26 protein-coding genes are annotated in these 25612 nt (G+C 64.9%); 14 read left to right on the top strand and 12 right to left on the bottom strand.

Translation table 11 applies throughout. The features are described from left to right. Positions 1–34 precede the first annotated feature (34 nt). Positions 35–979, bottom strand: a complete 945-nt coding sequence (locus AB4Z00_RS08530) for an SDR family NAD(P)-dependent oxidoreductase (RefSeq protein ID WP_442045616.1) — start codon at positions 977–979, stop codon at positions 35–37. A 161-nt stretch (positions 980–1140) separates the two neighbouring features. On the opposite strand from AB4Z00_RS08530, the gene purS reads away from it, so the two are divergent. Continuing rightward, on the top strand, positions 1141–1374 hold the full coding sequence (gene purS, locus AB4Z00_RS08525; RefSeq protein WP_132262461.1) for a phosphoribosylformylglycinamidine synthase subunit PurS: 234 nt from the start codon (positions 1141–1143) through the stop codon (positions 1372–1374). Further along, a complete protein-coding gene (purQ, locus tag AB4Z00_RS08520; protein ID WP_132262463.1) occupies positions 1374–2051 on the top strand; it encodes a phosphoribosylformylglycinamidine synthase subunit PurQ in 678 nt (225 codons plus the stop codon). The genes purS and purQ overlap by 1 nt, the downstream gene beginning before the upstream one ends. A 66-nt stretch (positions 2052–2117) precedes the next feature. Here the strand turns inward: purQ and AB4Z00_RS08515 are convergent, their stop codons facing one another. Both AB4Z00_RS08515 and AB4Z00_RS08510 read right to left on the bottom strand, forming a co-directional pair. Further along, positions 2118–2939 (bottom strand): enoyl-CoA hydratase/isomerase family protein, encoded by an 822-nt coding sequence (locus tag AB4Z00_RS08515; protein ID WP_442045615.1) that lies wholly within the window; start codon positions 2937–2939, stop codon positions 2118–2120. Positions 2940–2952: 13 nt separating this feature from the next. Continuing rightward, positions 2953–5163, bottom strand: coding sequence for an acyl-CoA dehydrogenase family protein (locus AB4Z00_RS08510; protein ID WP_442045614.1), 2211 nt, complete (start codon positions 5161–5163; stop codon positions 2953–2955). Between the two features lie 217 nt (positions 5164–5380). Here AB4Z00_RS08510 and AB4Z00_RS08505 point away from each other — a divergent pair, with 217 nt between their 5' ends. From AB4Z00_RS08505 to AB4Z00_RS08495, 3 genes are all read left to right on the top strand, one after another. Next, a complete protein-coding gene (locus AB4Z00_RS08505; RefSeq protein WP_442045613.1) occupies positions 5381–6721 on the top strand; it encodes an amidohydrolase family protein in 1341 nt (446 codons plus the stop codon). Between the two features lie 211 nt (positions 6722–6932). Then, complete coding sequence (locus tag AB4Z00_RS08500; protein WP_442045612.1) at positions 6933–7979, top strand: helix-turn-helix domain-containing protein; 1047 nt, start codon at positions 6933–6935, stop codon at positions 7977–7979. A gap of 118 nt (positions 7980–8097) precedes the next feature. After that, positions 8098–8436, top strand: a complete 339-nt coding sequence (locus tag AB4Z00_RS08495; RefSeq protein WP_314468019.1) for a DUF4286 family protein — start codon at positions 8098–8100, stop codon at positions 8434–8436. A gap of 36 nt (positions 8437–8472) precedes the next feature. Here the strand turns inward: AB4Z00_RS08495 and AB4Z00_RS08490 are convergent, their stop codons facing one another. Further along, entirely contained in the window at positions 8473–9279 is an 807-nt protein-coding gene (locus tag AB4Z00_RS08490; protein WP_442045611.1) for an enoyl-CoA hydratase/isomerase family protein, read from the bottom strand. Between the two features lie 228 nt (positions 9280–9507). Here AB4Z00_RS08490 and AB4Z00_RS08485 point away from each other — a divergent pair, with 228 nt between their 5' ends. The 3 genes from AB4Z00_RS08485 to AB4Z00_RS08475 all read left to right on the top strand — a co-directional run bounded on the left by AB4Z00_RS08485 (position 9508) and on the right by AB4Z00_RS08475 (position 13391). Next, the gene (locus AB4Z00_RS08485) at positions 9508–11196 is read left to right on the top strand and encodes an FAD-binding protein (protein WP_442045610.1); all 1689 of its coding nucleotides are present in this window, start codon (positions 9508–9510) and stop codon (positions 11194–11196) included. A 177-nt stretch (positions 11197–11373) separates the two neighbouring features. Then, complete coding sequence (locus AB4Z00_RS08480) at positions 11374–12372, top strand: thiamine pyrophosphate-dependent dehydrogenase E1 component subunit alpha (RefSeq protein WP_314468014.1); 999 nt, start codon at positions 11374–11376, stop codon at positions 12370–12372. Next, positions 12369–13391, top strand: a complete 1023-nt coding sequence (locus AB4Z00_RS08475) for an alpha-ketoacid dehydrogenase subunit beta (protein WP_442045609.1) — start codon at positions 12369–12371, stop codon at positions 13389–13391. Before AB4Z00_RS08480 ends, AB4Z00_RS08475 begins: the two co-directional genes overlap by 4 nt. A 343-nt stretch (positions 13392–13734) precedes the next feature. On the opposite strand, the gene AB4Z00_RS08470 is transcribed toward AB4Z00_RS08475, so the two are convergent. The 4 genes from AB4Z00_RS08470 to AB4Z00_RS08455 form a co-directional block, all read right to left on the bottom strand. After that, the gene (locus AB4Z00_RS08470) at positions 13735–14679 is read right to left on the bottom strand and encodes a cation diffusion facilitator family transporter (protein ID WP_442045608.1); all 945 of its coding nucleotides are present in this window, start codon (positions 14677–14679) and stop codon (positions 13735–13737) included. A gap of 76 nt (positions 14680–14755) precedes the next feature. Next, positions 14756–15757, bottom strand: coding sequence for an acyl-CoA dehydrogenase family protein (locus AB4Z00_RS08465; protein WP_442045607.1), 1002 nt, complete (start codon positions 15755–15757; stop codon positions 14756–14758). Continuing rightward, entirely contained in the window at positions 15754–16935 is a 1182-nt protein-coding gene (locus tag AB4Z00_RS08460; RefSeq protein WP_442045606.1) for an acyl-CoA dehydrogenase family protein, read from the bottom strand. Before AB4Z00_RS08460 ends, AB4Z00_RS08465 begins: the two co-directional genes overlap by 4 nt. An 89-nt stretch (positions 16936–17024) precedes the next feature. Continuing rightward, on the bottom strand, positions 17025–17339 hold the full coding sequence (locus AB4Z00_RS08455) for a Rieske (2Fe-2S) protein (protein WP_132264066.1): 315 nt from the start codon (positions 17337–17339) through the stop codon (positions 17025–17027). Positions 17340–17600: 261 nt separating this feature from the next. Here AB4Z00_RS08455 and AB4Z00_RS08450 point away from each other — a divergent pair, with 261 nt between their 5' ends. The 3 genes from AB4Z00_RS08450 to AB4Z00_RS08440 all read left to right on the top strand — a co-directional run bounded on the left by AB4Z00_RS08450 (position 17601) and on the right by AB4Z00_RS08440 (position 20591). Next, positions 17601–18746 carry an acyl-CoA dehydrogenase family protein gene (locus tag AB4Z00_RS08450; RefSeq protein ID WP_442045605.1) on the top strand — a complete coding sequence of 382 codons (1146 nt, stop codon included), beginning with the start codon at positions 17601–17603 and terminating at the stop codon, positions 18744–18746. Beyond that, complete coding sequence (locus tag AB4Z00_RS08445) at positions 18746–19666, top strand: acyl-CoA dehydrogenase family protein (RefSeq protein ID WP_442045604.1); 921 nt, start codon at positions 18746–18748, stop codon at positions 19664–19666. The genes AB4Z00_RS08450 and AB4Z00_RS08445 overlap by 1 nt, the downstream gene beginning before the upstream one ends. 121 nt (positions 19667–19787) lie before the next feature. After that, the gene (locus AB4Z00_RS08440) at positions 19788–20591 is read left to right on the top strand and encodes an SDR family NAD(P)-dependent oxidoreductase (protein ID WP_134092808.1); all 804 of its coding nucleotides are present in this window, start codon (positions 19788–19790) and stop codon (positions 20589–20591) included. Here AB4Z00_RS08440 and AB4Z00_RS08435 read toward each other — a convergent pair. The 4 genes from AB4Z00_RS08435 to AB4Z00_RS08420 all read right to left on the bottom strand — a co-directional run bounded on the left by AB4Z00_RS08435 (position 20555) and on the right by AB4Z00_RS08420 (position 23606). Beyond that, positions 20555–21640: an ABC transporter substrate-binding protein gene (locus tag AB4Z00_RS08435; RefSeq protein ID WP_442045603.1), complete on the bottom strand. Its 1086-nt coding sequence runs from the start codon at positions 21638–21640 to the stop codon at positions 20555–20557. The genes AB4Z00_RS08440 and AB4Z00_RS08435 overlap by 37 nt on opposite strands. 90 nt (positions 21641–21730) lie before the next feature. Next, positions 21731–22258 (bottom strand): nuclear transport factor 2 family protein, encoded by a 528-nt coding sequence (locus tag AB4Z00_RS08430; protein WP_431566588.1) that lies wholly within the window; start codon positions 22256–22258, stop codon positions 21731–21733. A 14-nt stretch (positions 22259–22272) separates the two neighbouring features. Next, positions 22273–23085 (bottom strand): SDR family NAD(P)-dependent oxidoreductase, encoded by an 813-nt coding sequence (locus AB4Z00_RS08425; RefSeq protein WP_442045602.1) that lies wholly within the window; start codon positions 23083–23085, stop codon positions 22273–22275. Between the two features lie 77 nt (positions 23086–23162). After that, a complete protein-coding gene (locus tag AB4Z00_RS08420; protein WP_243654051.1) occupies positions 23163–23606 on the bottom strand; it encodes a hypothetical protein in 444 nt (147 codons plus the stop codon). 106 nt (positions 23607–23712) lie between these two features. Between AB4Z00_RS08420 and efp the strand changes: the two genes are divergently transcribed. From efp to AB4Z00_RS08405, 3 genes are read left to right on the top strand one after another with little or no spacing between them, the layout of a single operon-like run. Further along, positions 23713–24276, top strand: coding sequence for an elongation factor P (efp, locus tag AB4Z00_RS08415; protein ID WP_132262497.1), 564 nt, complete (start codon positions 23713–23715; stop codon positions 24274–24276). Next, positions 24276–24695 (top strand): hypothetical protein, encoded by a 420-nt coding sequence (locus AB4Z00_RS08410; protein WP_132262499.1) that lies wholly within the window; start codon positions 24276–24278, stop codon positions 24693–24695. Before efp ends, AB4Z00_RS08410 begins: the two co-directional genes overlap by 1 nt. 45 nt (positions 24696–24740) lie before the next feature. Next, the gene (locus AB4Z00_RS08405) at positions 24741–25556 is read left to right on the top strand and encodes an inositol monophosphatase family protein (RefSeq protein WP_132262501.1); all 816 of its coding nucleotides are present in this window, start codon (positions 24741–24743) and stop codon (positions 25554–25556) included. Positions 25557–25612: the final 56 nt, after the last annotated feature.

The following is a 25612-nucleotide window of genomic DNA, read 5'->3' as shown; positions in this document are numbered from 1 at the left end:
GAGGCAGTCCAGAGGTCAACCGACTTTCGCGGATTTAATCCTGCGATTTCAGCAGCATCGACAAGGCGTGATGAGCCTGATCCATTCCCGTTTCGAGGATTCGGTCTCCGCGCCGGTCGGCTATGCGGGGCCAGGCCTGGGCGAACGACTCCACGGACAGCTGTTCCGATGGCAGCAGAACGCCGTCGTTCATGGTAACGAAGGCGCTCTGGCACACGCCGCCGCCGGCGCCAACGATGGCATCGTTGGGTGCGTCCCTGGAAACGAGGAACAGTGCGGCCGGGACGACGGCTTCCGGCCGGAACGCGTGATAGGCTTCCTCGGGGAAGATATCGGCCGTCATGCGCGTGCCGGCAGTGGGCGCCAGCGAGTTGACCCGGATGTCGTATTTCGCGCCCTCCATCCGCAAGGTCCGGGCCAGGCCGAGCACGCCGAGTTTGGCGGCGCCGTAATTCGCCTGGCCGAAATTGCCGCCGAGGCCGCTGGAGCTGGTGGTCATCAACACGCGGCCGTAGTTCTGCTCCCGCATGATCTCCCACACGGCTTTCGTGGCGAAGGCGCTGCCGAGCAAGTTGACCCGCACCACACGTTCGAAGTCGGCCATGTCCATCTTCGCAAAAGTGCGATCGCGCAGGATGCCGGCATTGTTGATGAGGATATGGATGCCGCCCCAGTTTTCGCGGGTACGAGCGGCCAAGGCCTCCATCTGGGCGAAATCGGAAACGTCGCCGCCATCGGCCATGGCCTCTCCGCCCAGAGCTTTTATCTCATCGACCACGGCAAGGGCGGCCTCGGAATGGCCCGCACCGCCGCGATCGGTGCCGAGATCGTTCACGACCACTCTCGCGCCGCGCCGCGCTAGTTCCAGTGCATAAGCGCGACCAAGCCCGTGACCGGCCCCGGTGACCACGGCGACCTGGCCGGCGAAAGAGATGAATTCCTGCATGGAGAAAGAAATGGCAGGTTGCGCGAGGCGCATCAATCGCGACTTTCGTGGCCAAGTGCATGATGGCCAAATGCATGGTGGAAGGCGTCTCGGCGCCGCATTCGCGGGGACGACTCTCAAACCTTGCCCCGGCGCGTGTCCGGGGCCATAGGCGCTGTGAAACGAATCTGCGCCGATAAGCGAAAGGCCCTGCGATGAAAGTCCGCGTCCACGTCAGCCTCAAGCCTGGTGTCCTCGACCCGCAGGGCCGGGCGATCCACCACTCGCTCGAAGGCCTGGGCTTCTCCGGCGTCAATGACGTGCGTGCCGGCCGTCTCTTCGAGCTGGACGTTGCAGACACGGTCAGCGACGAAGCCATCGACGACATGTGCAAGAAGCTCCTCGCCAACATGGTGATCGAGAACTACCGCATCGAGAAGGTCGCCTGATGGCCTTCCGCTCCGCTGTCGTCACGTTCCCGGGCTCCAACTGCGACCGCGACCTGGCGGTGGCGTTGGAGAAGATTTCGGGGACCGAATGCATCCGCGTCTGGCACGGCGATGCCGAACTGCCGGAAAACCTCGATTTCATCGGCCTGCCCGGCGGTTTTTCCTACGGCGACTACTTGCGCTGCGGCGCGATCGCGTCGCGTTCGCCGGTGATGCAGGCCGTCGTCGCGGCTGCCAATCGCGGCGTGCCGGTGTTCGGCGTCTGCAACGGCTTCCAGGTGTTGACCGAAAGCGGTCTTCTGCCGGGCGCCCTGCTGCGCAATTCGGGCATTCGCTTCGTCTGCCGCGAAGTCTCGCTCAAGGTCGAGAACGCCCAGTCGCTGTTCACTTCGGGATACGAAGCGGGTCAGCACATTCGCGTGCCGGTGGCGCATCACGACGGCAACTACCATGCCGACGAGGAAACGCTGGACCGCCTTGAAGGCGAGGGCCGCGTGGCCTTCCGCTACGCCGAAGACGTCAACGGTTCGGCGCGCCAGATCGCCGGCGTGCTCAATGCTGCCGGCAACGTCCTGGGCATGATGCCGCACCCCGAGCGTGCGATCGAAAGCATCCACGGCGGTACCGACGGCCGCGCGCTGTTCGAAAGCGCCATTCGCGGGATGGTCGGGGCCTGAGGCTTCCGGATTGATGGGCCATGGTTCGCCATGGCCCATGGTCCCCGTGCATAGGCTCGCTCGGCGTCAGGCTTTCGCTTTGCCGCCGACGCCCTTCAGATATTCTTCCATGCCCCGGATGTAATCGGGGTTGAGCATCAGCGCGCTGTTAGCCATGCGCTCGATGTGGCGCGCGCTGTCGCGGCCGACTTCGGCGCTGAGTTCGATGGCGACCTTGGCGGCGCCCATCTGCTCGGGGTTCTGCCTGGCCAAGTGGTGGCAGAATTCCATGACATCCGCTTCGAACGTCTCGTCTTCATAGACCTGATGGACCAGCCCCATGGTGAGAGCCATGTCGGCGGGTGCGGGCTTGTTCGCCATGATGAGCCAGCGCGCCCAGTGCGGGCCGCAGATGCGGGTGAGGCGCGAGACGCCCCCCGAGGCCGGAAGCACGCCGAACAGGCCTTCCGGGAAGGCATAGGCCGCACTCTTCGCGGCAAGGCGGAAATCGCACGAGAGGCTCATCTCCAGCCCGCCGCCGACGCACATCGCGTGATGTGCGACGACGAAGGGCTTCTCGATATGCTCGATCTCGTCCCAAAGCTGCTGCATGTTGTTGAGATTGAGCCGGTGGTTCTCGCGAATGCCGCGCGCGCTTCCTCCGGTGGAGACGGGCGAGACGATGTTCTGGTTGCCGCCGCGCAAGTCCGCGCCGGAGCTGAAATAGCGCCCGGCCGAGCGGATCAGCATGACTTTCAGCTCAGGCGTTTCGCGAAAGCGCAGCACGGCCTCGGTCAGGAGGTCCATCATCTGCCGGCTGATGGCGTTGAGCTTGTCGGGCCGGTTGAGCGTGGCGATCAGAATGCCGTCCACGTCTTCGGTGAGCAGGTGCGGTGCTTCGTCGGTCATGGTTTCCACCTCCTCAATTACGCGAACGCGGCAGGCCGAGGCCCTTTTCGGCTATCATCGAGCGGTGCACCTGGCTGGTGCCACCGTAAATGGTCGTCCCGTGGGCATGGCGATAGGCGAGATTGAGCGCATTGGCCGCGCCCTTCCGCTTGGCCAGCGAATAGGGCGCCGTCAGGTCGAGCAGATCGCGCGAGTCGGTGATGAAGAGTTCGGACGAGAACATCTTCGCCATTGGGCCATAAGCGCCGTTGCCCTTGCCGTGGACTTGCGTCCAGTTGGCGCGATAGGCGATCATTTCGGAGGCGATGACATTGGCATATGTGCGGGCCAATCGCATCTGGGCCTTGGGTGTATCGATCAGCTTGCCGCCGCCCGCCACCGGGATTTCCTTGCAGAGTTCGACGGCGTTTTCGAGCATCGCGCGCTGCACTTTGGCAAAGCCGCCGCCGTGTTCGAGTTCGAGGCTGGCCGCCATGGTGCGGCCTCCGGCGTTGATCTCTCCAAGGCGCCAAGTGTCCGGGATCCTGACGTTGTCGTAGAAGGTGATGTTGGTGCGCTCGTCCATGAACGTATGGACGGCCTGGATCGTGACGCCTTCGGCTTTGAGCGGCACGATGAACATCGTCAGCCCCTTGTGCTTGGGCGCATCCGGATCGGTGCGGCAGAGCATCAACACATAATCGGTGAGGTTGGCGCCGCTCGTCCACATCTTGGTGCCGTCAATCCGCCAGGAGCCGTCCTCAAGCCGGGTGGCCTTGCACTGCGCGGCGAAGACGTCCGAGCCGCATCCCGGTTCCGAGTAGCCGAGCGAGCAGATCGCATCGCCCGCCATGACCTTGGACAGCACGTCGCGCTTCAGGTCCTCGGTGCCGAAGCGGTACATGATGAGCGCCACCATCTGCGCGACATTGGCGACAGGATTGTTCCAGCCCTCTTCCTCGAAAGCCTCGCGCGCGCCGGTCACTGCATAAGGGCTGAGGCCGCGTCCGCCGACATCCTTGGGAAGCTGGAGATAGGCAAGGTTCGCCTCGACCAGCTGCTTGTGGATCACCGGGTTGTGGCCTTCCCATGAGAAGTGGAACTTCTCGCGCTGTTCGTCAGTGACGTTGCTGGCGAAGAAGGCCCGGATTTCCTGCTGGATCGCGCGGGCATCCTCGCCAAGGTCGAATTCGACCGGAACCTCGCCCACGTCGGGAAGGCAGGCTTGCTCGCCGGCGTAGAGGCGGCGACCGGCCTCGGCCAGCCAGTCCTCGGGATCGCCCGCGACCAGCGGCCACGCCTTGGCGCGCAAGTTGTAGAGGTGGACGTCATGCTCGGTGGTGAGGCCGATGCCGCCGAAGGTCTGCACCGCGTGGCGCACCGTGCGGCCCGCCGCGCCCGAGGCATACCAGGCCGCCAGCGAGACTTGCGCGGCCGCCGCCGCGTCGCCGTCAGCGATCGAGCGCATGGCCTTCCATGCCAGGAACTTGGCGGAATCGATCTCGCAGATCAGGTCCGCCATCGGATGGGACAGGGCCTGGAAAGTGCCGATGAACACGCCGAATGCCTTGCGCTCGCCGGCATATTCCGCCGCCATCGTCAGCGCCGCCCGGCTGAGGCCGGAGAGCGCGAGCGCGATCAGGATTTTCCATTCCTCGAGACCGGCGGCGAAAGTCGCGAGCGCCGGGTCCCCGCTGCCAAGCACGGTTACGGGCAGGGCGGAGAGATCGAGGTTGGCGATAGCCGTGGAGGCCAGAGTCGGCTCGGCCATGCGTGCATCGGCGGGCACGGTGACGAGTACGATCTCGTCACCCTTGCGGGCCACGACAGCGTCGGCAACCAGACCGCCAGCGACCCATTGCCTGGGGAACTGTGCGATATCCTGCATGGCGATGGTGACCACCGCTTCGCCGCCGACTGCGTTTGCCAGAAGGTCTTCCTGGCCGCCCAGCAGGCCCAGCACGCGCGTTGCCACCAGAGCTTCGGCCAGCGGACCGGAGGCAAGCGTGCGGCCGGCTTCTTCCATCAGCAGGCCCGCGTCGAACAGGCCGAGGCCCATGCCGTCCGCCTCTTCAGGCACGCGCATCGCAAAAGCGCCGAGTTCGGCAAGGCCCGACCACATTTCGGGATCGAAGCCGCCGGATTCCTGCGCCTTGCGCACGCACGTGGAACTGGAATGTTCGTCGAGGAAACGCGCGAAGGTGTCGCGCATCATGCCCTGTTCGTCGGTGAGGTCGAAGTTCATTTCAGGCTTTCCCCGGGGCTTTTGGTTTTCGTGTTTCCTCGTCAACATCATACCTCGTCGCCCCGTTCAATCGCCCGGCCCACGCAATCGCGGGCGCGATAGCTGGAAACGCGTGCTGGCCGCTTGGGGAGGGGAGGCGTAGCTTCCCCGGTCAAGGCGCCGTTAAAGATGCGCCCGCCGGCAGCCGATCCGGCCCGGCAACTTTGGGAGTGCCGTCATGCAAATGAACGACATGGTGCTGATCAGTGTCGACGATCATATCAGCGAGCCGCCGGATCTGTTCCAGAATCACCTTTCCGGCGCCGCGCTCGAATCCGCGCCGAAGCTGATCCAGGACGAGAACGGCAAGGACTTGTGGGTCTATCAGGGAATGAAGTTCCCCTCGGTTGGCTTGAACGCGGTGGTCGGCCGGCCCTTCGAGGAATACGGCATGGAGCCGACCTCGCTCGATCAGTTGCGCGCCGGTTGCTATGACGTGCACGAACGCATCAAGGACATGGACGTCAACGGCGTCGCCTCGTCGCTCAACTTCGGTTCGGTGTTCGACTTTGCCGGCGGCCGCCTCCATCGCGTGCCCGATCGCGAACTCGCGAAAGTCCATGTAAGCGCTTATAACGACTGGCATATCGACGAGTGGTGCGGCGCCTATCCGGGGCGTTTCATCCCCTGCGCGATCCTTCCGACCTGGGACATGGACGCCACCATCGCCGAGATGAAGCGCGTGTCGGCCAAGGGCTGCCACACCGTCTCGATCAGCGAGAACCCCACCTGTCAGGGCCTGCCGAGCATCCACAACGCCTATTGGGATCCGTTCTACAAGGCGATCAATGATCTCGACATGACGATCTGCATCCACATCGGCGGCGGCAATCCGGCGCCCCATGCCTCGATGGAAACGCCGATCGAGGCGTGGATTTCGACCATGCCGATGTCGATCGCCTATGCCGCGTCGGACTGGCTCCAGCTTGAGGCGCTGCATCACTATCCCGACATGCGCATCGCGCTTTCGGAAGGCTCGATCGGTTGGGTGCCTTACTTTACCGAGCGGGCGGACTTCTCGAACTGGCGGCACAAGGCCTGGACCAACTCTCGTTTCCAGAAGATGAAGCCCAGCGAGATGTTCCGGCGGCACTTCCTGAACTGCTTCATCGACGATGCCTTCGGCCTGCAGAACATCCAGTTCATCGGCGAGGACAACATCGCCTATGAATGCGACTATCCGCACTCCGACACGCTATGGCCGGAAGTGCCCGAAAATCTCTGGCCTTCGATCAACCATCTGACCGACGCGCAGATCGACAAGATCACGCACGGGAATGCCATGCGCTGGTTCCGCTTCGATCCGTTCCAGCACTTCACGCGCGCGGAGCTGACGGTCGGCGCTCTGCGCGAGAAGGCGAAGGCGGCGGGCGTGGATACCGGTCCCAAGTCATCGGCAGGTGAGCGTCCGGTGGAGGAGGGCGATACCCGTCCGGTCACCTCGGGCGACATCATGAAGATGTTCATGCGGCATGAGGATACCGACCGCACGGCCCGGATGCAGAAACAGGAGGCCTGATCGCAGGCTCGATCCGGCGTTCCTGCTCGCCTGCAAGCCCTGTGCGAGATTTTGCGCGGGGGCGATATGTGCAGGGACGCCGGGCCTTGGCGTACGAAAAGCAGAATTGATCGAGCCGGTTGATGATAATTTCATGCGCGCCCACAGACCGGTTCGAACCGGCGGGGCGCAGGCCGGGCTCGATCCGGCGTTCATACCCGGGGAGAGGGTCATGACGGAAACCTTGTTTGCGCTCGACGGGCGCAACTACCGCGATTGCCAGCAGGTGTTCAGGGGCGCCCGCGACCAGGAATACTATAGCGGCGATTTCTGGGTGGAGGATGCGGGCACTGTCGATGTCCGATCGGAGCGCAAGGCCGTGGGGGCCATGTCGATCATTCGCCAGCGCTCGGCCAGCAACCTGTTCTTCCGGCGGTCCCGCCAGCATATCCGCGAGGATGCGACCGATCTTTCGATCCTGTGGTTCGTGCGAAGGGGCGTGCTGTCCTATTCTGACCAGTTCGGCGGCAAGCTGGCGCGGCCGGGAGACTTGTTGGTGACGCGTTCGATGACGCCGTTTCTCATCGAATGCCGCAAGGACGAGGACAGCCACGAGAGCCTCCACGTCACCATGCCCACCCATGTGCTGCGCTCCTCTATCGCACAGGACCTTGGCGCGGGGTTGGTGGTGGCGGGTGGCCGGCCGGAACTGGCCATGGCCGAGCGGATGCTGGGCGAAGTCTTCGCCGATGAAGGGCGTCTGGGCGAGAGTTCGGCGCGCCTGCTGATGGATACCGCAATCGGTCTGGTCGCCAATGCCATGCGCGCCCTATGTGCCTTGCAACCCTCTCGCCAGTCGATTGCCGACCGCCGTCTGGAGGAAGTCCTGCGCTTCATCGAGGTGCACCTTTCGGACCCGCAGCTTTCCACGGCGATGGTGGCCAGGGGCTGCGGGATTTCGCCGCGCTACCTCTCGTTCCTGCTGCGCCTGCGCGAAACCTCGTTCTCGGAACTCGTCTGGGAGCAGAGGCTGGCAAAGGCGAAGGACTGGCTGGGCAAGAGCGATCCGCGGGACATTTCGATCAGCGAGATTGCCTATGGCGTAGGCTTCAAGAGCCCGGCGCATTTCAGCCGCATGTTCAAGCGCGTGTTCGGATTGAACCCCCGAGAATATCGAGGCGAGGGCGGCGGGGTGGCTGCTTTGCCAGCACCTGCCGCGGCGCGTCCGGTGAACGAGCCATTTGCAGGTCTGCCGCGCGCCAGCCTGCTCCTTCAATAGCCGCGCAAACGCCAGAGCGATCTATGCGCAAGGGACGTCGCTGCGCTTGCGCCTCGTCATGTCCGTAGTCGAAGCTGGCGGCATACCGATGCAATCGGATCGACGGGAGAGCACGACAATGCCCAAGTACAAGCTGATCGCCCTCACGACCCCCAAGGCGGGGCGTGAGGAGGACTATCACCACTGGTACGACAACAATCACCTGCCGGAACTGGTGAACACTTTCGGCATGACCGGCGCCCAGCGTTACGAACTGGTCGCCCGGCTCGTCGGCAACGACAGCAACCCCTATCTCGCGATCTACGACATCGAGACAGACGATCCGATGGCGCTGCTGGGCGCGATCGGCAAGGCCACGGCTGCCGGCCAGCTCACGCAGAGTGACGCGCAGGACATGGGCACTTGCTACACCGCACTGTTCACCGAAAGGGGCGACCGGGTAACCCCTGCCGCTTGACTGCCGCAGCCTCGCGGCACCTGTCCGCGAGGCGTGTCAGCGGCCGCTGAACCGGGGCGGCCGTTTTTCTTTCAGGGCGGCGATCCCTTCGAGATGGTCGGCACTGCGGACGGAGACGCTTTCATAGGCGATCCCGGCATCCATCAATGCCGCCGCCAGCCGCTTGAGTTCGAGATTGGTCAGGACCTTGGTCGCCCGGATCGCCACCATCGCGCCGGCCAGCAACTTCGCGCAGAAGGCATCCACCCGGGCGTCGAGTTCCTCGGCCGGAACGCAGTGATTGATCAGCCCGATTTCGGCCGCCCTGGCAGCCGTCAGCAATTCGCCGGTGAGGAGGTACTCCTTCGCTCTCGTCAGGCCGATTCGCTGCGCCCAGATCACCGCGCCGCCATCGCCGGCCACCAGGCCAAGGCTGACATGGGGATCGCCGATCTTCGCGCCTTCGGCAGCGAAAATCACGTCGCAGAGCAGTGCCAGCGTGGCGCCGAGGCCCACGGCATGGCCGTTCATCCGGCAGACGACGGGCTTGTCGATATCCAGCAGGGTCGAGACGATGCGCTTCGCCACGCGGGCCTCATGGTCGAACAAGTGCGGGTTGCGGGCATTATGCTCGATGTGGTCGAGGTCGCCCCCGGCGGAGAAGGCACGGCCGGCGCCGGTCAGCAGCACGAGGTCGGATCCCGGATCGCCCTGGGCGAACCACAGCGCTTCTGCCAGATCGTCGTGAAGCTGGAGGTTGACCGCATTCATCGCCTCGGGCCGGTTAAGCGTGATCCGCAGCAGGCGTTCCTCGCGGGCCATGGCGATAGTGGCCAGGTTCGGCAGCGGCGGAATGGCGCTCATGTTCGTCAGGTCTCCCAATGGTTCTTGCTGTCGTCCTGGCGGTGATAGACCGCCCCGTTGAGCGAAGGCAGGGGCAATCCCATTTCGCGATCACCTTTCGCCCCGGCGAAACCTTCGCTCTTGCAAGCCTTTGTCGGCCTCTTCGCCTTGCCAAGGCCGGGCGGTTCCGTTCTACCTCGCTGAACGCCTGAACGGCACCAGCCGCGGGTCATGGAAGAGGAAGCGTAAATGGCGCAGTTCGACGAGAGCTTCGATTGGGTGGTCGTCGGCAGCGGAGCCGGTTCCATGGCCTCGGCGCTGCTGATGAAGCAGGCCGGCAAGTCGGTGCTCATCTTGGAGAAGTCGCCGTGGGTGGGCGGGACGACGGCCAAGTCGGGCGGAGTCATGTGGATCCCCAACAACCGCTTCATGGACCCGGGTGAGGACAGCTTCGAACAGGCCTGCCAATACCTTGACGCGGTCGTTCCCGATGGTGACGACAGCCCCGGGACCAGCCCCGAACGCCGCCGCGCTTATGCGCGGGAGGCGCCCCGGATGCTGGACTTCATCGTGTCCCAGGGCGTGGCGATGGAGCGTGGCTCGCGTTTCTGGCCCGACTATTATGACGATCTGCCCGGGGGCATGAAGACCAGCCGCACGGTCACCGCCGTGCCTTTCGACAAGAACGCGCTGGGCAAGTCATGGGCCGGCAAGCTGCGCCAGGGCTTTGCCGAGGCGCCCATTCGTCTCGACGATGGAATGAAGCTGCCTTTCGCCAAGCATTCCTGGGCGATCAAGAAGATCCTCCTCAAGACCGCGGTGAAGATCGTCGCCGGCAAGCTGACCGGCAAGCACTGGGTGACGGCGGGCGCCGCCTTGCAGGGGCGGATGCTGAAGGCCGTGCTGGACCGGCAGGCGGCGGAGATCCGCACCGACAGCCCGGTCACGGAAACGGTGGTCGAGGATGGCCGCGCGCTGGGCGTGGTGACGGTCAAGGACGGCAGACCCTGGCGGATCGGCGCGCGGCTGGGCGTGTTGATGAATGCCGGCGGCTTCTCGCAGAACCAGGCGATGCGCGACAAGTATATGCCCGGAACGCGCGCCGCGTGGTCGAACGGCATCGAAAGCGACACGGGCGACATGCATGCCGAACTTGAGCGCCAGGGCGCCGTGCTCGCCCAGATGGACCAGATGGTCGGGTTCCAGATGTCGGAAGCCCCGGGCTGGGATACGGACTACGTCAAGCCGGGTACCCAGAGCACCACCGGCAAGCCGCATGCCATCCAGGTCGATCAGACCGGCGTTCGCTACATGAACGAGGGCGGCTCCTACGAGGAGTTCTGCGAAAACATGCTGCTGCGCAACCGCACGGTCCCCGCGATCCCGAGCTGGGCGATCATGGACCAGCAGTACATGGACGAATATGCGGTTGCCGGCAAAGGCATGGCGAAGAAGAACATGACCGCCTGGCTGACTTCGGGCTGGATGCGCAGGGCTGACAGCATCGAGGCGCTGGCAGGGCAGATTGCAGTTCCGGAGCAGGCCCTCAAGGCCACGGTCGAGCGCTGGAACGGTTTCGTCCGGGGCGGGCGGGACGAGGACTTCCATCGCGGCGACCGGGCATACGACAACTGGCTGGGCGATCCCTTCTTCAAGGACGGTCCCAATGCCTGCATGGGCACCATCGAGCAGGGCCCGTTCTATGCGATCCCGGTGGTTCCCGGCGATGTCGGCACTTACGGCGGCGTCGTCTGCGACAGCGACTCGCGCGTGCTTAGGGCCGACGGCTCGCCTATCGAGGGGCTCTATGCCTGCGGTGTGAGCACGGCCTCGCCGATGGGCCGCGTCTATCCCGGCGCCGGGGCCAGTGTCGGTCCTTCGATGACCTTCGGCTGGATTGCCGCCAGGCATGCGGCAGGCTTGGGCAACCAGGTCTGACAGCGGCGTGAAGTCGGCGGTCAAGCGCCGATCGAGAGGCATCGCCGGTGCGACGGTTGGTCGATAACGCCGCGGCGGTCCGGCCTCCCCTTGCGCACACTTGCCCTTGCGGTACTGAACTTGAGTTCAGCCCGCAAGGTTCACCTATGGGCGGAGAGGCTGCTCGAGAGAGGACACATGAGCCAGACACTGGAGAACAGGGCATCCCCGGATGCCAAGACGCAGCTCGACATTTACCGCCGGATGATCCGGATCGAGCGCAACGATGACGCCACCCGCACCCAGATCCGTCGCGGCCGCATTACCGCGCCGTACTATTCGGCGCGTGGGCAGGAATGCATTCCCTCAGCCATCTCGGTGTTGCTGAACAACGACGACAAGATCTGCACGATCTATCGCGGCATCCACGACATGGTCGCCAAGGACATGCCGCTCCGCCCGCTCTGGGCAGAAATCTGCGGACGCGTTGACGGCACCTGCAAGGGCAAGGGCGGCCCGATGCACCTCACGCACCCGGAAACCGGCGTGATGGTGACGACGGGCATCGTGGGATCGTCCATGCCGATCGCCAACGGCTTCGGCTGGGCGGCGCTCCTGGACGGCACCAAGCAGGTTACCGTGGCCTATTTCGGTGACGGCGCCAGCAACATCGGCGCGTTCCACGAGGCACTGAACCTGGCCTCGGTCTGGAAGTTGCCGGTGATCTTCGTCTGCCAGAACAACGGCTTTGCCGAGCATACCCGTTACGAGAACGGCACTTCGGTCGACCAGATCTCGAAGCGCGCAATCGGCTACGGCATGCCGGGTTACACCGTGGACGGCAACGACCCGGTCGACGTCTACGCCCACGCCCACGCCGCCATCGAGCGTGCGCGTGCGGGCGAGGGACCTACGCTGCTGGAATGCAAGACCTTCCGCTTCATGGGCCACGTCTTCGGCGACGCAGACGGCTACATGACCAAGGAAGAGAAGGCGGCGGCCATCGCCAAGGATCCGCTGCCGATCTATCGCCAGAAGCTGATCGACGACGGCATTGCCACTGCGGCGCAGCTCGACGCGCTGACCGCGAAGATCGAGGCCGAAGTGAATGACGCCATCGAATTCGCGATGGCGTGCGAATATCCGTCCGACGACGAACTGCGCCGCGACGTCTTTGCCGAGGAGATTCCGGCATGAGCACTGAAACTCTCGAAGCACCCGCCGTGGAAACGGTGAAGATGAACGGCCTTCAGGCGATCAATGCCGCGCTGATGGAAGCGATGGAGGCCGATCCCAAGGTCCTCGTGCTGGGCGAGGACATTGCGGACAACGAAGGCGGCGGCGTCGTCGGCGTTACGCGCGGTCTCTCCACCAAGTTCGGCACGATGCGCGTGCGCTCCACGCCGATCTCGGAACAGGCGATCATCGGCGCGGCCATCGGCGCGGCCATGGGCGGCTACAAGCCCGTTGCCGAGATCATGCTGATGAACTTCACGGCCGTCGCGATGGACATGATCGTGAACCATGCAGCCAAGCTGCGCTTCATGTCGGGCGGTCAGAGCCAGGTGCCGATGGTGATCCGCACGCTGACCGGCGCGGGCAACCAGACTGCCGGCCAGCATGCCGACTTCTATGAGGCGTGGTTCTGCCACACTGCCGGTATCAAGGTGGTGATCCCCTGGACCCCGGCGGATTTCAAGGGCCTCTACCTCTCGGCGATCCAGGACCCTGATCCGGTCATCATCGTCGAAAGCGGCAAAACGCTGTTCGTGCCGATGGACGTGCCGGTCAATCAGGGCCCGATCCCGCTGGGCAAGGCGAACATCGTGGCGCCAGGTTCGGACATCACCATCGTCTCTTATGGCCAGATGATGTTCACCGTCATGCAGGCCTATGAGGAACTGACCAAGGCGGGTGTCTCGGTGGAAGTGATCGACCTGCGTACGATCTCTCCGTGGGACAAGGAAACCGTTCTGGCCTCGGCCGAGAAGACCGGGCGCTTGCTGGTGGTCCACGAAGCCGGCCGCAACTTCGGCCCCGGCGCGGAAATCGCTGCCACCGTGCAGGAAACGCTGTTCGGCAAGCTGAAGGCCCCGGTCGGCCGCCTTGGCGCGCCGTATTGCTCGGTGCCTTTCGCGAAGAAGCTGGAAGACGCCTTCCTCGTGCAGCCGCCCGAGATCATTGCCGAAGCCCAGCGCCTCGTCGCGATGGGCTGAACGGCACCGCCATTCACTCAAACGGAAGGGCCTCCGCAGCGATGCGGGGGCCTTTTTGCGTCATAGGGCGATAGAGCACTTCTGGCTGGGCTAGGCGTGGGGAACGTGCCGGAACCGAGTTGAAGCAGAGATCGCCGGGGATGGCTTCCTTCAAGCAAAGCCGACGTGATTTGAACTGGCTCGACTTAAGCCCCCCTCTGGCCTCGTCATCTCCGTCTTCGCAGGGGCGACGAGATAGTGAGCAGTGCGGGAGGGCGCGCATGTGCAAGAGCTTGGGAAGGAGAACGCAGCATCGCCCGAAATGCGATGCCCTTCGAAACCCGTCAAGCCGCGCCGAGGCGGATCACCATACCATCGCGTCTGCCCGCTTTTCCGGGCGAATGTAGATCGACGTAATCCACGGGGAGAGTGCTTTCATCCGGCACTCCAGTTCCTCGATCAGGGTTTCGGCTTCGCCCATCATCAGACTGTCGTCGAAGTCCGCGCTGATGGCGACGAAGATGGCCTGCGGGCTGGTGTGGACCGTGCGGATGTGATTGACCGCGTCGATGCGAGGGTGGCCGTTCAGCACCTCCCGAATTTGGGCGATGAGAACCGGGTCTGCCGCTTCGCCGATCAGCAATTCCTTGGATTCGCGGGCCAGCAGCATCGCCACGCCCGCCAGTACGCAGCCGATCAGGACGGAAGCGACGCCATCGATCCGCGGGTCGGCAAAGTGGATCGAGGCCCAGACGCCGACCGCCGCGATGACGAGGCCGATCAGCGCCGCGCTGTCCTCGAACAGCACGATGAAGCCGGGCGGATCCTTGCTGCGGCGGATCGCCTGCCACCAGGTCTGATCGCCGCGCCCGCGATCGAATTCGCGCACGGCGAGGGCCCATGAGGCGCCTTCCATCAGGAACGCGATGCCCAGGACGATGTAATTGAGCGTCGGATCTTCGATCGCGTGGGGTTGCTGGATATGGACGAAGCCTTCGTAGATCGACACGCCCGCGCCGATCGCGAAGATCAGGATGGCGACCACGAAAGCCCAGAAATACAGCTCGCGGCCATAGCCGAACGGGTGCGTCGGGTCCGGCTTTCGGCTGGCGCGTTTCTGGCCGTAGAGCAGCAAGACCTGATTGCCGCTGTCCACCAGCGAGTGCACGCCCTCCGTCAGCATGGAGGACGAACCGCTGATCCCGGCGGCTACGAACTTGGCGACGGCAATGCCCAGATTGGCCGCCAGCGCGCCGTAGAGCACGATATTGGCCTTGAAATGCGCAGCTACGCTGCCTGTCTCGCTCATCGTGGGGCGGTTCCTCGCAGGACTTCGAAGAGTCCCAACCGTCACCGCCGTGCGAGGTTGCGCAAGGGCTGTCGATTTAGCCCAGCGCCTGACGTCCCACGCGCTCGTTCCACAGGTCGGCATTGCCGCAGAGTTGCAGGTTCAGCAGCGCGCGCTTGAGGAACAGGTGGCAGGGATGCTCGTCGGTGAGGCCGATGCCGCCGTGGAGTTGCACCATCTCCTCGGTCACGAAGCGGAACGCTTCGGCGGCCAGGACCTTGGCGGCGGCGAGTTCGGTGACGCTGGCTTGCTCGTCGCGCGCGCGCTTCCACAGCAGGGCCTCGGCGACGACGATGCGCGTCTTCATGTCCGCGGCGCGGTGCTTCAGGGCCTGGAACAGCGCGATCGGCCGGTCGAACTGGCGGCGGACCTTCATGTATTCGATGGTCATGTCCAGCGCCGCGCCGGCTGCGCCGATGCAGTCTGCCGCGAGGGCGAGTTGCGCTTCGCCCGAAAGCCGGTCGTGCAGGGCCTTGGCGCCCGCTGCGTCAGTGAGCATCAGCGTGGGCGCATACCCATCCAGCAGCACATCGAACAGGCGGCGGCTGGGATCCCAGATCGCGCGCTCCATCAGCGAGACGCCGGGTGCGTCGAGCGGCACCAGCGCGTAGCCAGTGGGCAGTTGCGCGACCACGGCGACGGCCATGTCCGCCTCGAACACGCCCGAAATCGTGCCCGAAACAGAACCGTCCGATCCTTCGGTCAGCCTGGCGGAAAGCATCGGCAGCGGCGCATATTCACCGCCGGCCATTCGCTCCAGCCAGTCCGCACGTCCGGCAAAACTCTCGCTCGCGGCGATCGCCTGAAGGCCAAGCTGCGCCGGGATCAGCGGCATGGCGGAGAGTACGCGCCCCATTTCAAGGTGCAGCGCGGTCGAAGCTTCCCGCGTGAAGCCAAGGCCACCGTCCTCTTCGGGCAGGCGCACCATCAGCCAACCCATCTCGGCGGCCAGTTGCCAGCTGTCATCGCGTGAGGGCGAGAGCTTCTCCGCCGGGAATGCCTTCTGCGCAGCGTCGGTGAGTTCGTTGAGTTCGATCACAGCACCCACCCCTTCGGCTCGCGCGGCATGTCCAGCATGCGTTCGGCGATGATGTTCCGCTGCACTTCCTCGCTGCCGCCGGCGATGGTCCAGGCATAGGAATTCATGAAATCGGCCATCCAGTTGCCGGTGTTGAGATCGCCGAACGTAATCGGCGCCACGTATTGCTCGTCCATGCCGCCCAGTCGCAGGCCCAGCGCCGAATAGGCGCGCAGGGCCCGGCTATAGGCGTTCTTGACGATGGAGGCGTCCCCCATACGCTCGATCCCGTTGATGCGGTTGTCCAGGAACTGGTCGGCAATCGCGCAGACGGCGTCGACTTGCGTGACGAGCGTGCCGAAATCGCGCAGCACCCCGCGATCGTCCTCGTGCCCATGCTCGCGGATCAGCGCGGCGACCCGGCCCAGCGCGCCGCGCATGCGATAGGACAGTTCCATCAGCGTCAGCCCGCGCTCGGAGGCGAGCGTCGCCTGGGCCACGGCCCAGCCTTTGCCTTCTTCTCCCACGCGTTCGGAGACCGGGATCTCCACGTTATCGAGGAAGATCTCGGCAAATTCCTCGTCGCCCTGGATCTGGTGGATCGGGCGGACGGTGACGCCCAGCGCCTTCATGTCCATCAGCAGGTAGGTAATGCCCGCCTGCTTCACCCCGTCAGACGAAGTGCGCGCCAGCAGCAGGCACTTGTCGGCGAACTGTGCCATCGTCGACCAGACTTTCTGGCCGTTGATGACGTAGACGTCGCCTTTCCGTTCGGCCCGCGTCTTGATCGCGGCAAGGTCCGATCCGGCGCCGGGTTCCGAGAAGCCCTGGCACCACGTCTCGCCTTCGAGGATCTTGGGCAGATAGCGCGCCTTCTGCTCGGCATTGCCGCATTCATGCAGCGTGGCGAAGGCGTGGTAGGTGGACACGAACGAAAGCAGCAGGCGCGGGCAATCGGCGCCGGCCAGTTCCTCGTAGATCACTTTTTGCTCGGCCAGGCTGCGGCCGCCGCCGGGATATTCGGCGGGCCAGTGCGGGATCGCATAGCCGGCGCGGACGAGCTTGCCGAACCAGTCGCGCTGGGTGCGAACGAAATCGTCCTGCGTGCGGCTGGCATCGCGCCAGCCGGTGGGCGCTTCGGCTTGGAGGAAGCCGCGGACTTCGCTTCGCAGGGCTTCTAGATCGGCAGTATCGGTCATCCCCTGTCCTTGCCGCCCGGCCGTGGGGGCGTCCAGACGGGGGCGGGTCGCCGCGGCGATATCGAGGCGTGTCAGTCCCCGTTCGCGTTCTAGACTGCGACTTCGATGCTGTCGCCGATGACGCGCACTTCGTAAGTCTCGATCGGCATGGTGGCAGGCGGATTGATCGGCGCGCCCGTTTCAAGATCGAAGCGCGCGCCGTGGACCGGGCAGGAGATCCACCCACCCCGCATCCGCCCGCATTCCAGCGTCTCGTAAGCGTGGCTGCACAAGTTGCGCACCGCGAACAGGCGGTCGAGCGTATTGCACAGCAGGAGGCTGAGCCCGTTCACGTCCACCACCCGCTTCGTGCCGGGCGGCACTTCGTCCAATGTCGCCACGGCCACGAAGGTCTTCTCGGTCATCGTCATCCCGTTTCTCTTTGGGCTCCCGCTGGCGCACACGAACAGGGCAGGGGGCCTTAACAGGAAGCCTTACCGTGAGGCCGCTTTCATGGGCAAGCCGCCGCCGCGATTAAGCGGCCTGACAAGCACAGACTGCGTGCCGGAGCGCTTCCCGTGCGCTTGCGCGCCATGCCCGGGCGGTTTTCGCCGGGGCGTTGGACCCGTGCTTGTGAGCGGGGATGGCGCTCGGTAACGCCAGGGAAAGCAAAAACGAAGGATGCCATGCAGTTCGAATGGACCGAGGAACAGGATTCGTTCCGGCACAAGATTCGGGAGTTCCTGCATGCCAATCTCCCGGATGACTGGGAGAAGTTCTCCGAGCATGGCCCCGCTTCGCCCGCGCTGACCGCTTTCGCGCGCGGCTTCTGCGTCAAACTGGCGGAGGCGGGCCTGCTCTTTCCGCATTGGCCGCAGGACATGGGCGGAGAGGGGCTGGGACCGTGGGAGCAGCAGATCCTTTCCGAGGAAATGTGGATCGCCGGAGAACCGCGCGGCGGCCAGTACATGAACGTCAACTGGATCGGCCCGACGCTGCAGAAGTACGGCACCGCCGAACAGAAGGCGCGTTACCTCGAACCGATCACGCAGGGGGAATCACTGTGGTGCCAGGGCTTTTCAGAGCCGGACGCTGGATCCGACCTGGCCTCGCTGCGCACCCGCGCGGTGCTGACCGACGGCCATTACGTGATCAACGGCCAGAAGATCTGGACCTCTTACGCCGGACTGGCCGACACCTGCTTCCTGCTCACCCGCACCAGTGACGACCGGAAGAAGGGGATTACGATCGTCCTCGTGCCGATGGACACGCCGGGCATTACCGTGCGGCAGATCCCTTCGCTGATCGGCGAGGGCGACATTCACGAGGTGTTCTTCGACGACGTGACCGTGCCCGAAACCGCCCGCTTCGGTGAGGAGGGGCAGGCCTGGGAGATCGTTGCCTATTCGCTGCGCAACGAACGTCTGGGCATTCCGCGGTTCGTGCTGGCCCGCGCCGCGCTGGACCGGGCCGTGGCCATGCTGCAGGATCGGGGAGACTTCGCCCGCGAGCACGTTCGGATCGAAGCTGCACGCTGCGCGGCGCTCTGCGAAAGCGCGGGCACGGCCAACTATGCCGTCGTGCAGAAGCGGACGGAGGGATTGGCCATCGGCGCGGAGTCCAGTTCCGCCCGATACGCTACCGTGATGGCCGAGCGGGCGGTCTGCGATTTCGTGGTCGAGTTCCTGCCCGAGGCGCTCGCCGGCGGTTCGCCCTATCTCAAGATGCACCATCAGCGCGGGATCGTTGCGGGGATTGCGGCCGGTTCGGCAGAGATCCAGCTCAACATCATTGCCAGCGATGTGCTGGAACTGCCGCGGGAGCCACGCTGATGCAGCTTGCCCTCAATGAAGACCAGAGGCAGGTGCTCGATTTCGTCGAGGCACTGGCTCGGCCTTTCGCATCCGCCCCCTTGCACGATGCCGGACTGGCACTGGAAAGCGCCGAGCTCGATGCGGCGCTGGTGGAGAATGGCTTTCTCGATGTCCAGGCCGTGGAAGAACTCGGCCCGGTGACGGCGGCCCTCGTGGTCGAGAAGCTGGCGCGCCTGCCTTTCGCAGTGGAGGCGGCGTTTTCTGCGCTCGTCCGTCCGCTGATCGATCCCGACTTGCCGCGTCCGATCTGCCTGGTGGAAGAAGGACGGACCCGCACGCCGGTGCGCTTCCTCCGGCCCGGCGCCACCGTGGTCGTTGTCGGCGCGTCCGGCGTGCGCAGCTTCACCGCTCGCGAGGAGCAGATTGCGCCGGCGCAGGAGGATACGCTCTACGCCTATCCGGTCGCGTTCCTTGCCGACATGCCCGAGACGATGACCCCGCATGCCGCCGATCCAGTGGAGATTACCCGCGCATGGCGGGTGGCCATGGCGGCGGAAGCGGCCGGACTGCTGGGAGCTGCCCTGGCCAGCACGGTGACTTATGTGTCCGAGCGCAAGCAGTTCGGCCGCCCGCTGGCGACGTTCCAGGCCATGCGCCACCGGCTGGCAGAGGCGCAAGTTCTCACGAACTGCGCCTATTGGCTGGCCATGCGCGCCGCAGCGACGGGCGAGGCCGCAGATGCCGCGATGGCGCTGCTCCACGCGCAGGAGGCGGCGCGTCGGGTCTGCTACGATTACCATCAGTTCCTGGGCGGCATGGGCATGACGCTGGAGCATCCGCTGCATTTGTGGACGTATCGCCTCAAGCTGCTCACTTCGGAACTGGGCGGTCGCGGAGAGCAGGGCCTGGCCGCGGCGGCGGCGCTCTGGGGCGAATAGCCTCGCAGCGATGGGCGAACCGTCGCTGCGATATCGGGCACGGATTGGCGCTCGGTCCATCGCGCCGTGCCATGCCCTATGCGAAGTCTCCTCCTGACAACGAAATCAGGTGGAGGATGCCATGAAGACACAGGATCTCATCGATCTGGACGGGCAAGTCGCGATCGTAACGGGAGCGGGACAGAACGCGGGCCGGGCAACGGCGCTGCAACTGGCGCGTCACAATGCCGGGGGTATCGCCGTCAACGACTTCGTGCCCGAACGGGCGGAAGCCGTGGCCGAGGAAATCCGCGCGCTGGGCGTGCCTGCGCTTGCCGTGCCCTTCGACGTGGGCGACCTCGACGCGATCCGCGCCGCCAGTGCCGCCGTGACCGCGAATCTCGGCCCGGCGACGATCCTGGTCAACAATGCCGGCATGGCCGGTCCCAATGCCACGATCCGGCCCAGCCAGACCTTCTGGGAAGAAGACCCCGCGAACTGGGACCGCTATCTGCGCACCAATCTCTATGGCGTCTACAACTGCTGCTTCGCCTTCATCCCGAACATGGTCGAGGCGAAACGCGGACGGATCGTGACCATCGTTTCCGATTCCGGCCGCATCGGCGAGCCGAGGCTGGCGGTCTATGCTTCCGCCAAAGCCGGCGCCCAGGGCTTCGTGCGGTCGATCGCCAAGGAACTGGGACGCTACAACGTGACCTGCAACGCGGTTTCGCTCTCGGCGCTCATGCCGGACATGCCCGAGGAGCAGCTCGCCGAAATCATGCAGGGCGACCATGCCAAGACCATGATGTCCCGCTACACGATCCGCCGCTACGGCAAGTCCAGCGACGTTGCCGGCCTGGTGACCTTCCTGTGCTCCGATGCAGCGGAATGGATCACGGGCCAGACTTATCCTCTCAACGGGGGGTACGCGCCGTCCATGTGAAGGTTGCCGGCGATTTCACGGCTCACGCCGTCCTGCCATTGCCGCATGACGAGGTAGCGGCCGTGAAGCGCCCCGCGGTCGCAGACCCCGAAGCCGAGCAGAGTACCCTCGCGGCCTTGCGCCGCGGGGAGCCACTTGACCCGCTCCAGCCCGAGCCGAAGCCCGTCTCGGCTTCTGTCCGGAGCCCGGGCAAGCGCTTCGGCGATCACGCGGCCGAGGTCGTGGCCTCGGGCTACGGCCGGGGCTTGCGTCATATCCATCGCCGTCTCGGCCAGCAGCCGGTGCAGGGTCCGGTTATCGTCGGATACCAGATCGAGATAGAGCCAGCCATCCAGGGCCTGTGCGAAATCGCCGTGATAGCCGCGCAGGCCGGCCGTGTTCATGATCTTCGGCCCGGTCCAGCCCGCCTCTTTCAGGACGGCGGCAGTGGCCGGGGCAGACAATCCGAGGCCCAGATAGACGAACGCTTCGGGGCGGCTCTTGAGCACGGTTTGGGTGAGAACGCCGGCGTCTTCGCCCAGGGGGGAGATGCCTTCCGCTGCGACGATCTCCAGACCCAACACGCGCGCTTCGTCCTGGAGGCACTTGAAATGCCGGGTGCCAATGGCGGAACGGTCGTGGATGACACCAATGCCGGTGGCGCCGATCGCTGCGAGATGGCGGGCGATAAGCAGCGATTCGTCTTCATGGCTGCCGACCTGAAGCTGGAACATCCAGCGCCCGCGGGCGCGTTCGGCGCCGGCCCAGTTGATCGTCGGCACCCGCAGTTGTTCGGCAAGGGGCGTGATGACAAGGGCGTTGTCGCCGATCGCCGGTCCCACGATCATCCCTGCGCCTGCGTCGACCAGTTGGCGATAGGCCGTCTCGACAGCTTCCGAGGTGCCGGAAGGCAGCCCCAGGCCGTAGGCGAAAGCGAAATTGACCGGAAAATCGATCCGGCCGGCGTTTTGGAGCGCCTGAACCTCACGTTCCAGCCATTCCCCGATGTCGCCGGGGCCAGGTGCCGGGTCGGCCATGTCGTTGARTATGCCCACCGTCACGCCTGCCATCTTCAGCTCCAAGTCCCGCGGCTGCTTTCCATTGCGGCAGACAATGGATCAGACGGGAAAAGGCTGCACGATGCTGCGGAGGCGGCCGTCCTAGGCGCGTTTGCCGCGCGCGAAGAGGGATGGGGGGCATAGGGCATAGCTGGGATCCGCCGTGCCTTGCCCCAGCGTGCCGCCGCCCGAGAAAGGACGCCGCAGCTTGAAATCGTACGTGACGACGCGCTTGGCAAAACGCCATTTGCCGTCCGCGCAGCGGCGATAATTGTCGATGTAGCGAACGGCCATGAAGTCCTCTTCGCTGTCCCCGCCCCGTCCCGGGATGAGATGCCAGGCGAGAGCGTAGACTTCGCCGCTCGCCCGCTCGCCCTCCACGGCGATCAGGTGATTGCAGACGTGGTGGCCGCTGTAGGGCATGTGAGGGAAGGCTCTGGCGATGAAGGCGCAGTAGTCTTCGGCGCTGCCATCGAAGCTGTCTCCATGGGTGTCCGTAGCCTCGGGCGCGTAGAGATCGCGCAGCAGTTCGATATCCTGCCGGTCGATGGCGCGCGAATAGAGCAGTACCAGTTCGCGGATAGCCTCCTTGTCGAGCAGGACCTGCAGGGCCGTCTCATCGATCGCCATGGCATGTTACCTTTCTAGAGTAGGGCGCCGCCGTCGATCGGATAGATCTGCCCGGTGATGAAACTGGCCCGGCCGCTGGCGAGGAAGGCGACCATGCCCGCCATTTCTTCCGGCACGGCGAAAGGACGGCCGACCACGGTTCGGCGCAGGCGGAGCGCCTTGTCCTCCTCCGACAGGGCTTCCCCGCCCCGGCTGAACAGTCCGGATTCGGGATGGAAACGGCTGCCACGGCTGAAGGCGGCGGGATCGGAAGCTATCGTGGCATAAGGCGCGATGGCGTTGACGCGGACGCCGTGCCGGCCCACTTCCTTGGCCAGCACGGCCGTGAAGCTGTGAACCGCGCCTTTGGCGGCCGAATAGACCGGCAGCATATAATCCCCGACCAGAGCCGCGGTGGAGCCGACATTGACGATCGCGCCGGACTTGCGGGCGATCATTCCGGGCAGAACGGCGTGCGTCATGCGCAGGACGGTGCCGAAATTGAGATCGATGTCCGCCATCCACAGGTCCGGGTCGGAATCGGCGAACAGCCCCTGGTCCACATTCCCGCCGACATTGTTCACGAGCACGTCGACCGGCCCGATCGGCGCGGCGGCTGCGCATACTTTCGATGGGGACGCAGGATCGCGCATGTCCGCTGCGACGAACACCGCGCGCCCGGCGCCGCTGGAAAGGCAGGCCTCCACCAGTCCCGCGCCCGCTTCCTCATCGCGACCCACGAGCACCAGATCAGCGCCTTCCGCTGCGAATTCGAGCGCTATGGCCCGGCCGATGTTGGCCGTGGCGCCGGTTATGACGGCAAGTCTGCCGGAAAGATCGAGATTCATGCCGCCGCTCGCCTTCGTCCCATCGTGGTGGGAAGGGGCTAGGACGGATCCTCAGGCGGGGCAAACCGCCGAGGCGATCAGGTCTCCGGCTCGTTCACGCTGTCGGCCGCGTCGAACTGGCCGCGGCTACCCTTGGTGAGGACGCACCGAATGTCGTTGTCGGCGCCGTCCGCACCGACATGGCGCAGGAAACCCTTGGAGGTTTGATGCATCTTCATGCCCTTGAGCGCGCCGCCGGTCATGATGACCTGGTCACCGGTCATGAGATAGCTGCCACGGACGCCATCGGGCGTCTTGTAGTTCGATCCCGTGACGGCGCGAAAATCGTATTGCGGCAGGCGGATGCCGACAGGGCCGCCGGCCGATCCGTCCCGCTCGCAGTTGTATTGGCCGACTGCCAGCGTGCCGATCGGCCCGCCGGGCACCGAGGGCGGCGCCGGGCTGGCGGCCAGCGGCACCGATACGAAGCCGGCGGCGAGAAGGAAAGCGACGAAAGGAGCGTTATGAAGGGCGCGCATCATGATGAACCGCTAGCATCCACGCGAAGCAATTGCCACAGCCAGTCTCCTCGGCTAAGGGCGCATGCTTTCCCGTACAGCGGCTCTTTCCCATCTTAAGGTTCATCCCATGAAGATCAGCGGCGTCGACATTCGTCCCGGCAATATCCTCGAATACGAAAAGGGCATCTGGAAAGTTGCCAAGACGCAGCACACCCAGCCGGGCAAGGGCGGCGCCTTCATGCAGGTCGAGATGAAGAACCTGATCGATGGCCGCAAGACCAACGTGCGCTTCCGCAGCGCCGACACGGTCGAAAAGGTCCGTCTCGACACCAAGGACTTCCAGTTCCTCTACGTCGAGGGCGACCAGCTCGTCTTCATGGACATCGAGACCTACGAACAGATCCAGCTCCCCGCCGATCTCCTGGGCGATGCCGCTGCCTTCCTCCAGGACGGCATGCAGGTTCTCCTGGAGCTGTGGGAAGAACGTCCGATCTCGGTTCAGCTTCCCGAACAGGTCGAAGCCAACATCGTCGAGGCCGACGCCGTGGTGAAGGGGCAGACCGCCTCGTCCAGCTACAAGCCTGCCGTGCTCGACAACGGCGTGCGCGTGATGGTGCCGCCGCACATCGAAAGCGGCACGCGCATCGTCGTCGACGTGTACGAGAAGGCCTACGTCAGGAAGGCCGACTGATGCGGACCCTGGCCTCGCTCGTCGCCGCGGCTGCTCTGGTCGCAGGGCTTTCCGCTCCCGCTCAGGCTGCCGCGCCGAAGAAGGCGCCGGCCAAGGCTGCCGCTCCGGCACCGGCTGCCGGAGCGCATGCTCCGTCGCCCGAAGTGGAGAGCGCGATGCTCTACCTGAAGGTGCTGATCAGCGGCCTCCAGTCCGACAAGGTCGAGCCCCCGGTAAAAGGCGCGCTCGTCGGCTGCATCTACAACAATTCGCTGCAGAAGATCAGCGAATCGATGGACAAGGTGATTGCCGAGAATGCCGGCAAGATCCACCGCGACAACCCCAGCGAGCTGCTGAGCGCCATGGTGGCGATCTGCGGCTACAAGCCCACGGCCGCTGCCGGCGCCGCCCCGCAACAACCCGCGCCGCAGGGCCGATAATCATACTGGCCGTCGTGCCGGTACTCGAAGGACAAGGTAAGTTTTATGGCCATCTCCGGTCTCATTCGCGTCATGGAAAAGGCCGCCCGCAAGGCGGGTAGCCGTCTGCGCCGCGACTTCGGCGAAATCGAGCACCTCCAGGTCTCGCGCAAGGGACCGGCGGATTTCGTCTCCAAGGCGGATCAGGCCTCGGAGCGCACCATCTGGGACGAACTGCGCGCAGCGCGTCCCGAATGGGGCTACCTGTTCGAGGAAGCGGGCGAGATCGAAGGCGATCCCGACAAGCCGCGCTTCATCGTCGATCCGCTCGACGGCACGACCAACTTCCTCCACGGCATTCCGCACTTCGCGATTTCCATCGCCGTGCAGGAACCGCGCCTGGACGGGAAGGGCTGGGGTGAAGTCACCGCCGGCCTGATCTACAACCCCGTGACCGACGAGAGCTACTGGGCCGAGAAGGCCCGTGGCGCCTGGCTGCAGGACAAGCGCCTGCGCGTGTCGTCGCGCCGCCATCTCGACGAGAGCGTGATCGCGACCGGCATTCCCTTTGCCGGGCACGGCGATGCGGGCGAATGGACCCGAATCTATCACGCCCTGGCCCCGCAGGTTGCCGGTATCCGCCGGTTCGGTTCGGCGGCGCTCGACCTCGCATGGGTTGCCGCGGGCCGTTACGAAGGTTTCTGGGAAGCCGACCTCAAGCCGTGGGACACGGCGGCAGGCTGTCTGCTCGTTCGCGAGGCCGGCGGCTTCGTCTCCGACTGGAAGGGCCGTTCGCAGCCGTTCCACGACAAGGAAATCCTTGCGGGCAACGACGCATTGCACTCGCGTCTCCACAAGATTTTGGCAAACGCGCTCAAGTGACTTGAGCCGATGCCAAGGCGCGGCTAAGTCACCCGCGCCGATGCCGGTTCGTCTGA

Source organism: Novosphingobium sp. YAF33 (assembly GCF_052113265.1).
In the GTDB taxonomy this organism is placed as follows: Bacteria; Pseudomonadota; Alphaproteobacteria; order Sphingomonadales; family Sphingomonadaceae; genus Novosphingobium.
The sequence above is the reverse complement of the archived record's forward strand: the minus strand, read 5'-3'. Positions and strand labels throughout refer to the sequence as shown.

Bases quoted from the DNA above. Each gene is read 5' to 3' on its own strand.
- AB4Z00_RS08530 (WP_442045616.1), bottom strand. From the start codon at position 979: ATGCGCCTCGCGCAACCTGCCATTTCTTTCTCCATGCAGGAATTCATC.
- purS (WP_132262461.1), top strand. From the start codon at position 1,141: ATGAAAGTCCGCGTCCACGTCAGCCTCAAGCCTGGTGTCCTCGACCCG.
- purQ (WP_132262463.1), top strand. From the start codon at position 1,374: ATGGCCTTCCGCTCCGCTGTCGTCACGTTCCCGGGCTCCAACTGCGAC.
- AB4Z00_RS08515 (WP_442045615.1), bottom strand. From the start codon at position 2,939: ATGACCGACGAAGCACCGCACCTGCTCACCGAAGACGTGGACGGCATT.
- AB4Z00_RS08510 (WP_442045614.1), bottom strand. From the start codon at position 5,163: ATGAACTTCGACCTCACCGACGAACAGGGCATGATGCGCGACACCTTC.
- AB4Z00_RS08505 (WP_442045613.1), top strand. From the start codon at position 5,381: ATGCAAATGAACGACATGGTGCTGATCAGTGTCGACGATCATATCAGC.
- AB4Z00_RS08500 (WP_442045612.1), top strand. From the start codon at position 6,933: ATGACGGAAACCTTGTTTGCGCTCGACGGGCGCAACTACCGCGATTGC.
- AB4Z00_RS08495 (WP_314468019.1), top strand. From the start codon at position 8,098: ATGCCCAAGTACAAGCTGATCGCCCTCACGACCCCCAAGGCGGGGCGT.
- AB4Z00_RS08490 (WP_442045611.1), bottom strand. From the start codon at position 9,279: ATGAGCGCCATTCCGCCGCTGCCGAACCTGGCCACTATCGCCATGGCC.
- AB4Z00_RS08485 (WP_442045610.1), top strand. From the start codon at position 9,508: ATGGCGCAGTTCGACGAGAGCTTCGATTGGGTGGTCGTCGGCAGCGGA.
- AB4Z00_RS08480 (WP_314468014.1), top strand. From the start codon at position 11,374: ATGAGCCAGACACTGGAGAACAGGGCATCCCCGGATGCCAAGACGCAG.
- AB4Z00_RS08475 (WP_442045609.1), top strand. From the start codon at position 12,369: ATGAGCACTGAAACTCTCGAAGCACCCGCCGTGGAAACGGTGAAGATG.
- AB4Z00_RS08470 (WP_442045608.1), bottom strand. From the start codon at position 14,679: ATGAGCGAGACAGGCAGCGTAGCTGCGCATTTCAAGGCCAATATCGTG.
- AB4Z00_RS08460 (WP_442045606.1), bottom strand. From the start codon at position 16,935: ATGACCGATACTGCCGATCTAGAAGCCCTGCGAAGCGAAGTCCGCGGC.
- AB4Z00_RS08455 (WP_132264066.1), bottom strand. From the start codon at position 17,339: ATGACCGAGAAGACCTTCGTGGCCGTGGCGACATTGGACGAAGTGCCG.
- AB4Z00_RS08450 (WP_442045605.1), top strand. From the start codon at position 17,601: ATGCAGTTCGAATGGACCGAGGAACAGGATTCGTTCCGGCACAAGATT.
- AB4Z00_RS08445 (WP_442045604.1), top strand. From the start codon at position 18,746: ATGCAGCTTGCCCTCAATGAAGACCAGAGGCAGGTGCTCGATTTCGTC.
- AB4Z00_RS08440 (WP_134092808.1), top strand. From the start codon at position 19,788: ATGAAGACACAGGATCTCATCGATCTGGACGGGCAAGTCGCGATCGTA.
- AB4Z00_RS08430 (WP_431566588.1), bottom strand. From the start codon at position 22,258: ATGGCGATCGATGAGACGGCCCTGCAGGTCCTGCTCGACAAGGAGGCT.
- AB4Z00_RS08425 (WP_442045602.1), bottom strand. From the start codon at position 23,085: ATGAATCTCGATCTTTCCGGCAGACTTGCCGTCATAACCGGCGCCACG.
- AB4Z00_RS08420 (WP_243654051.1), bottom strand. From the start codon at position 23,606: ATGATGCGCGCCCTTCATAACGCTCCTTTCGTCGCTTTCCTTCTCGCC.
- efp (WP_132262497.1), top strand. From the start codon at position 23,713: ATGAAGATCAGCGGCGTCGACATTCGTCCCGGCAATATCCTCGAATAC.
- AB4Z00_RS08410 (WP_132262499.1), top strand. From the start codon at position 24,276: ATGCGGACCCTGGCCTCGCTCGTCGCCGCGGCTGCTCTGGTCGCAGGG.
- AB4Z00_RS08405 (WP_132262501.1), top strand. From the start codon at position 24,741: ATGGCCATCTCCGGTCTCATTCGCGTCATGGAAAAGGCCGCCCGCAAG.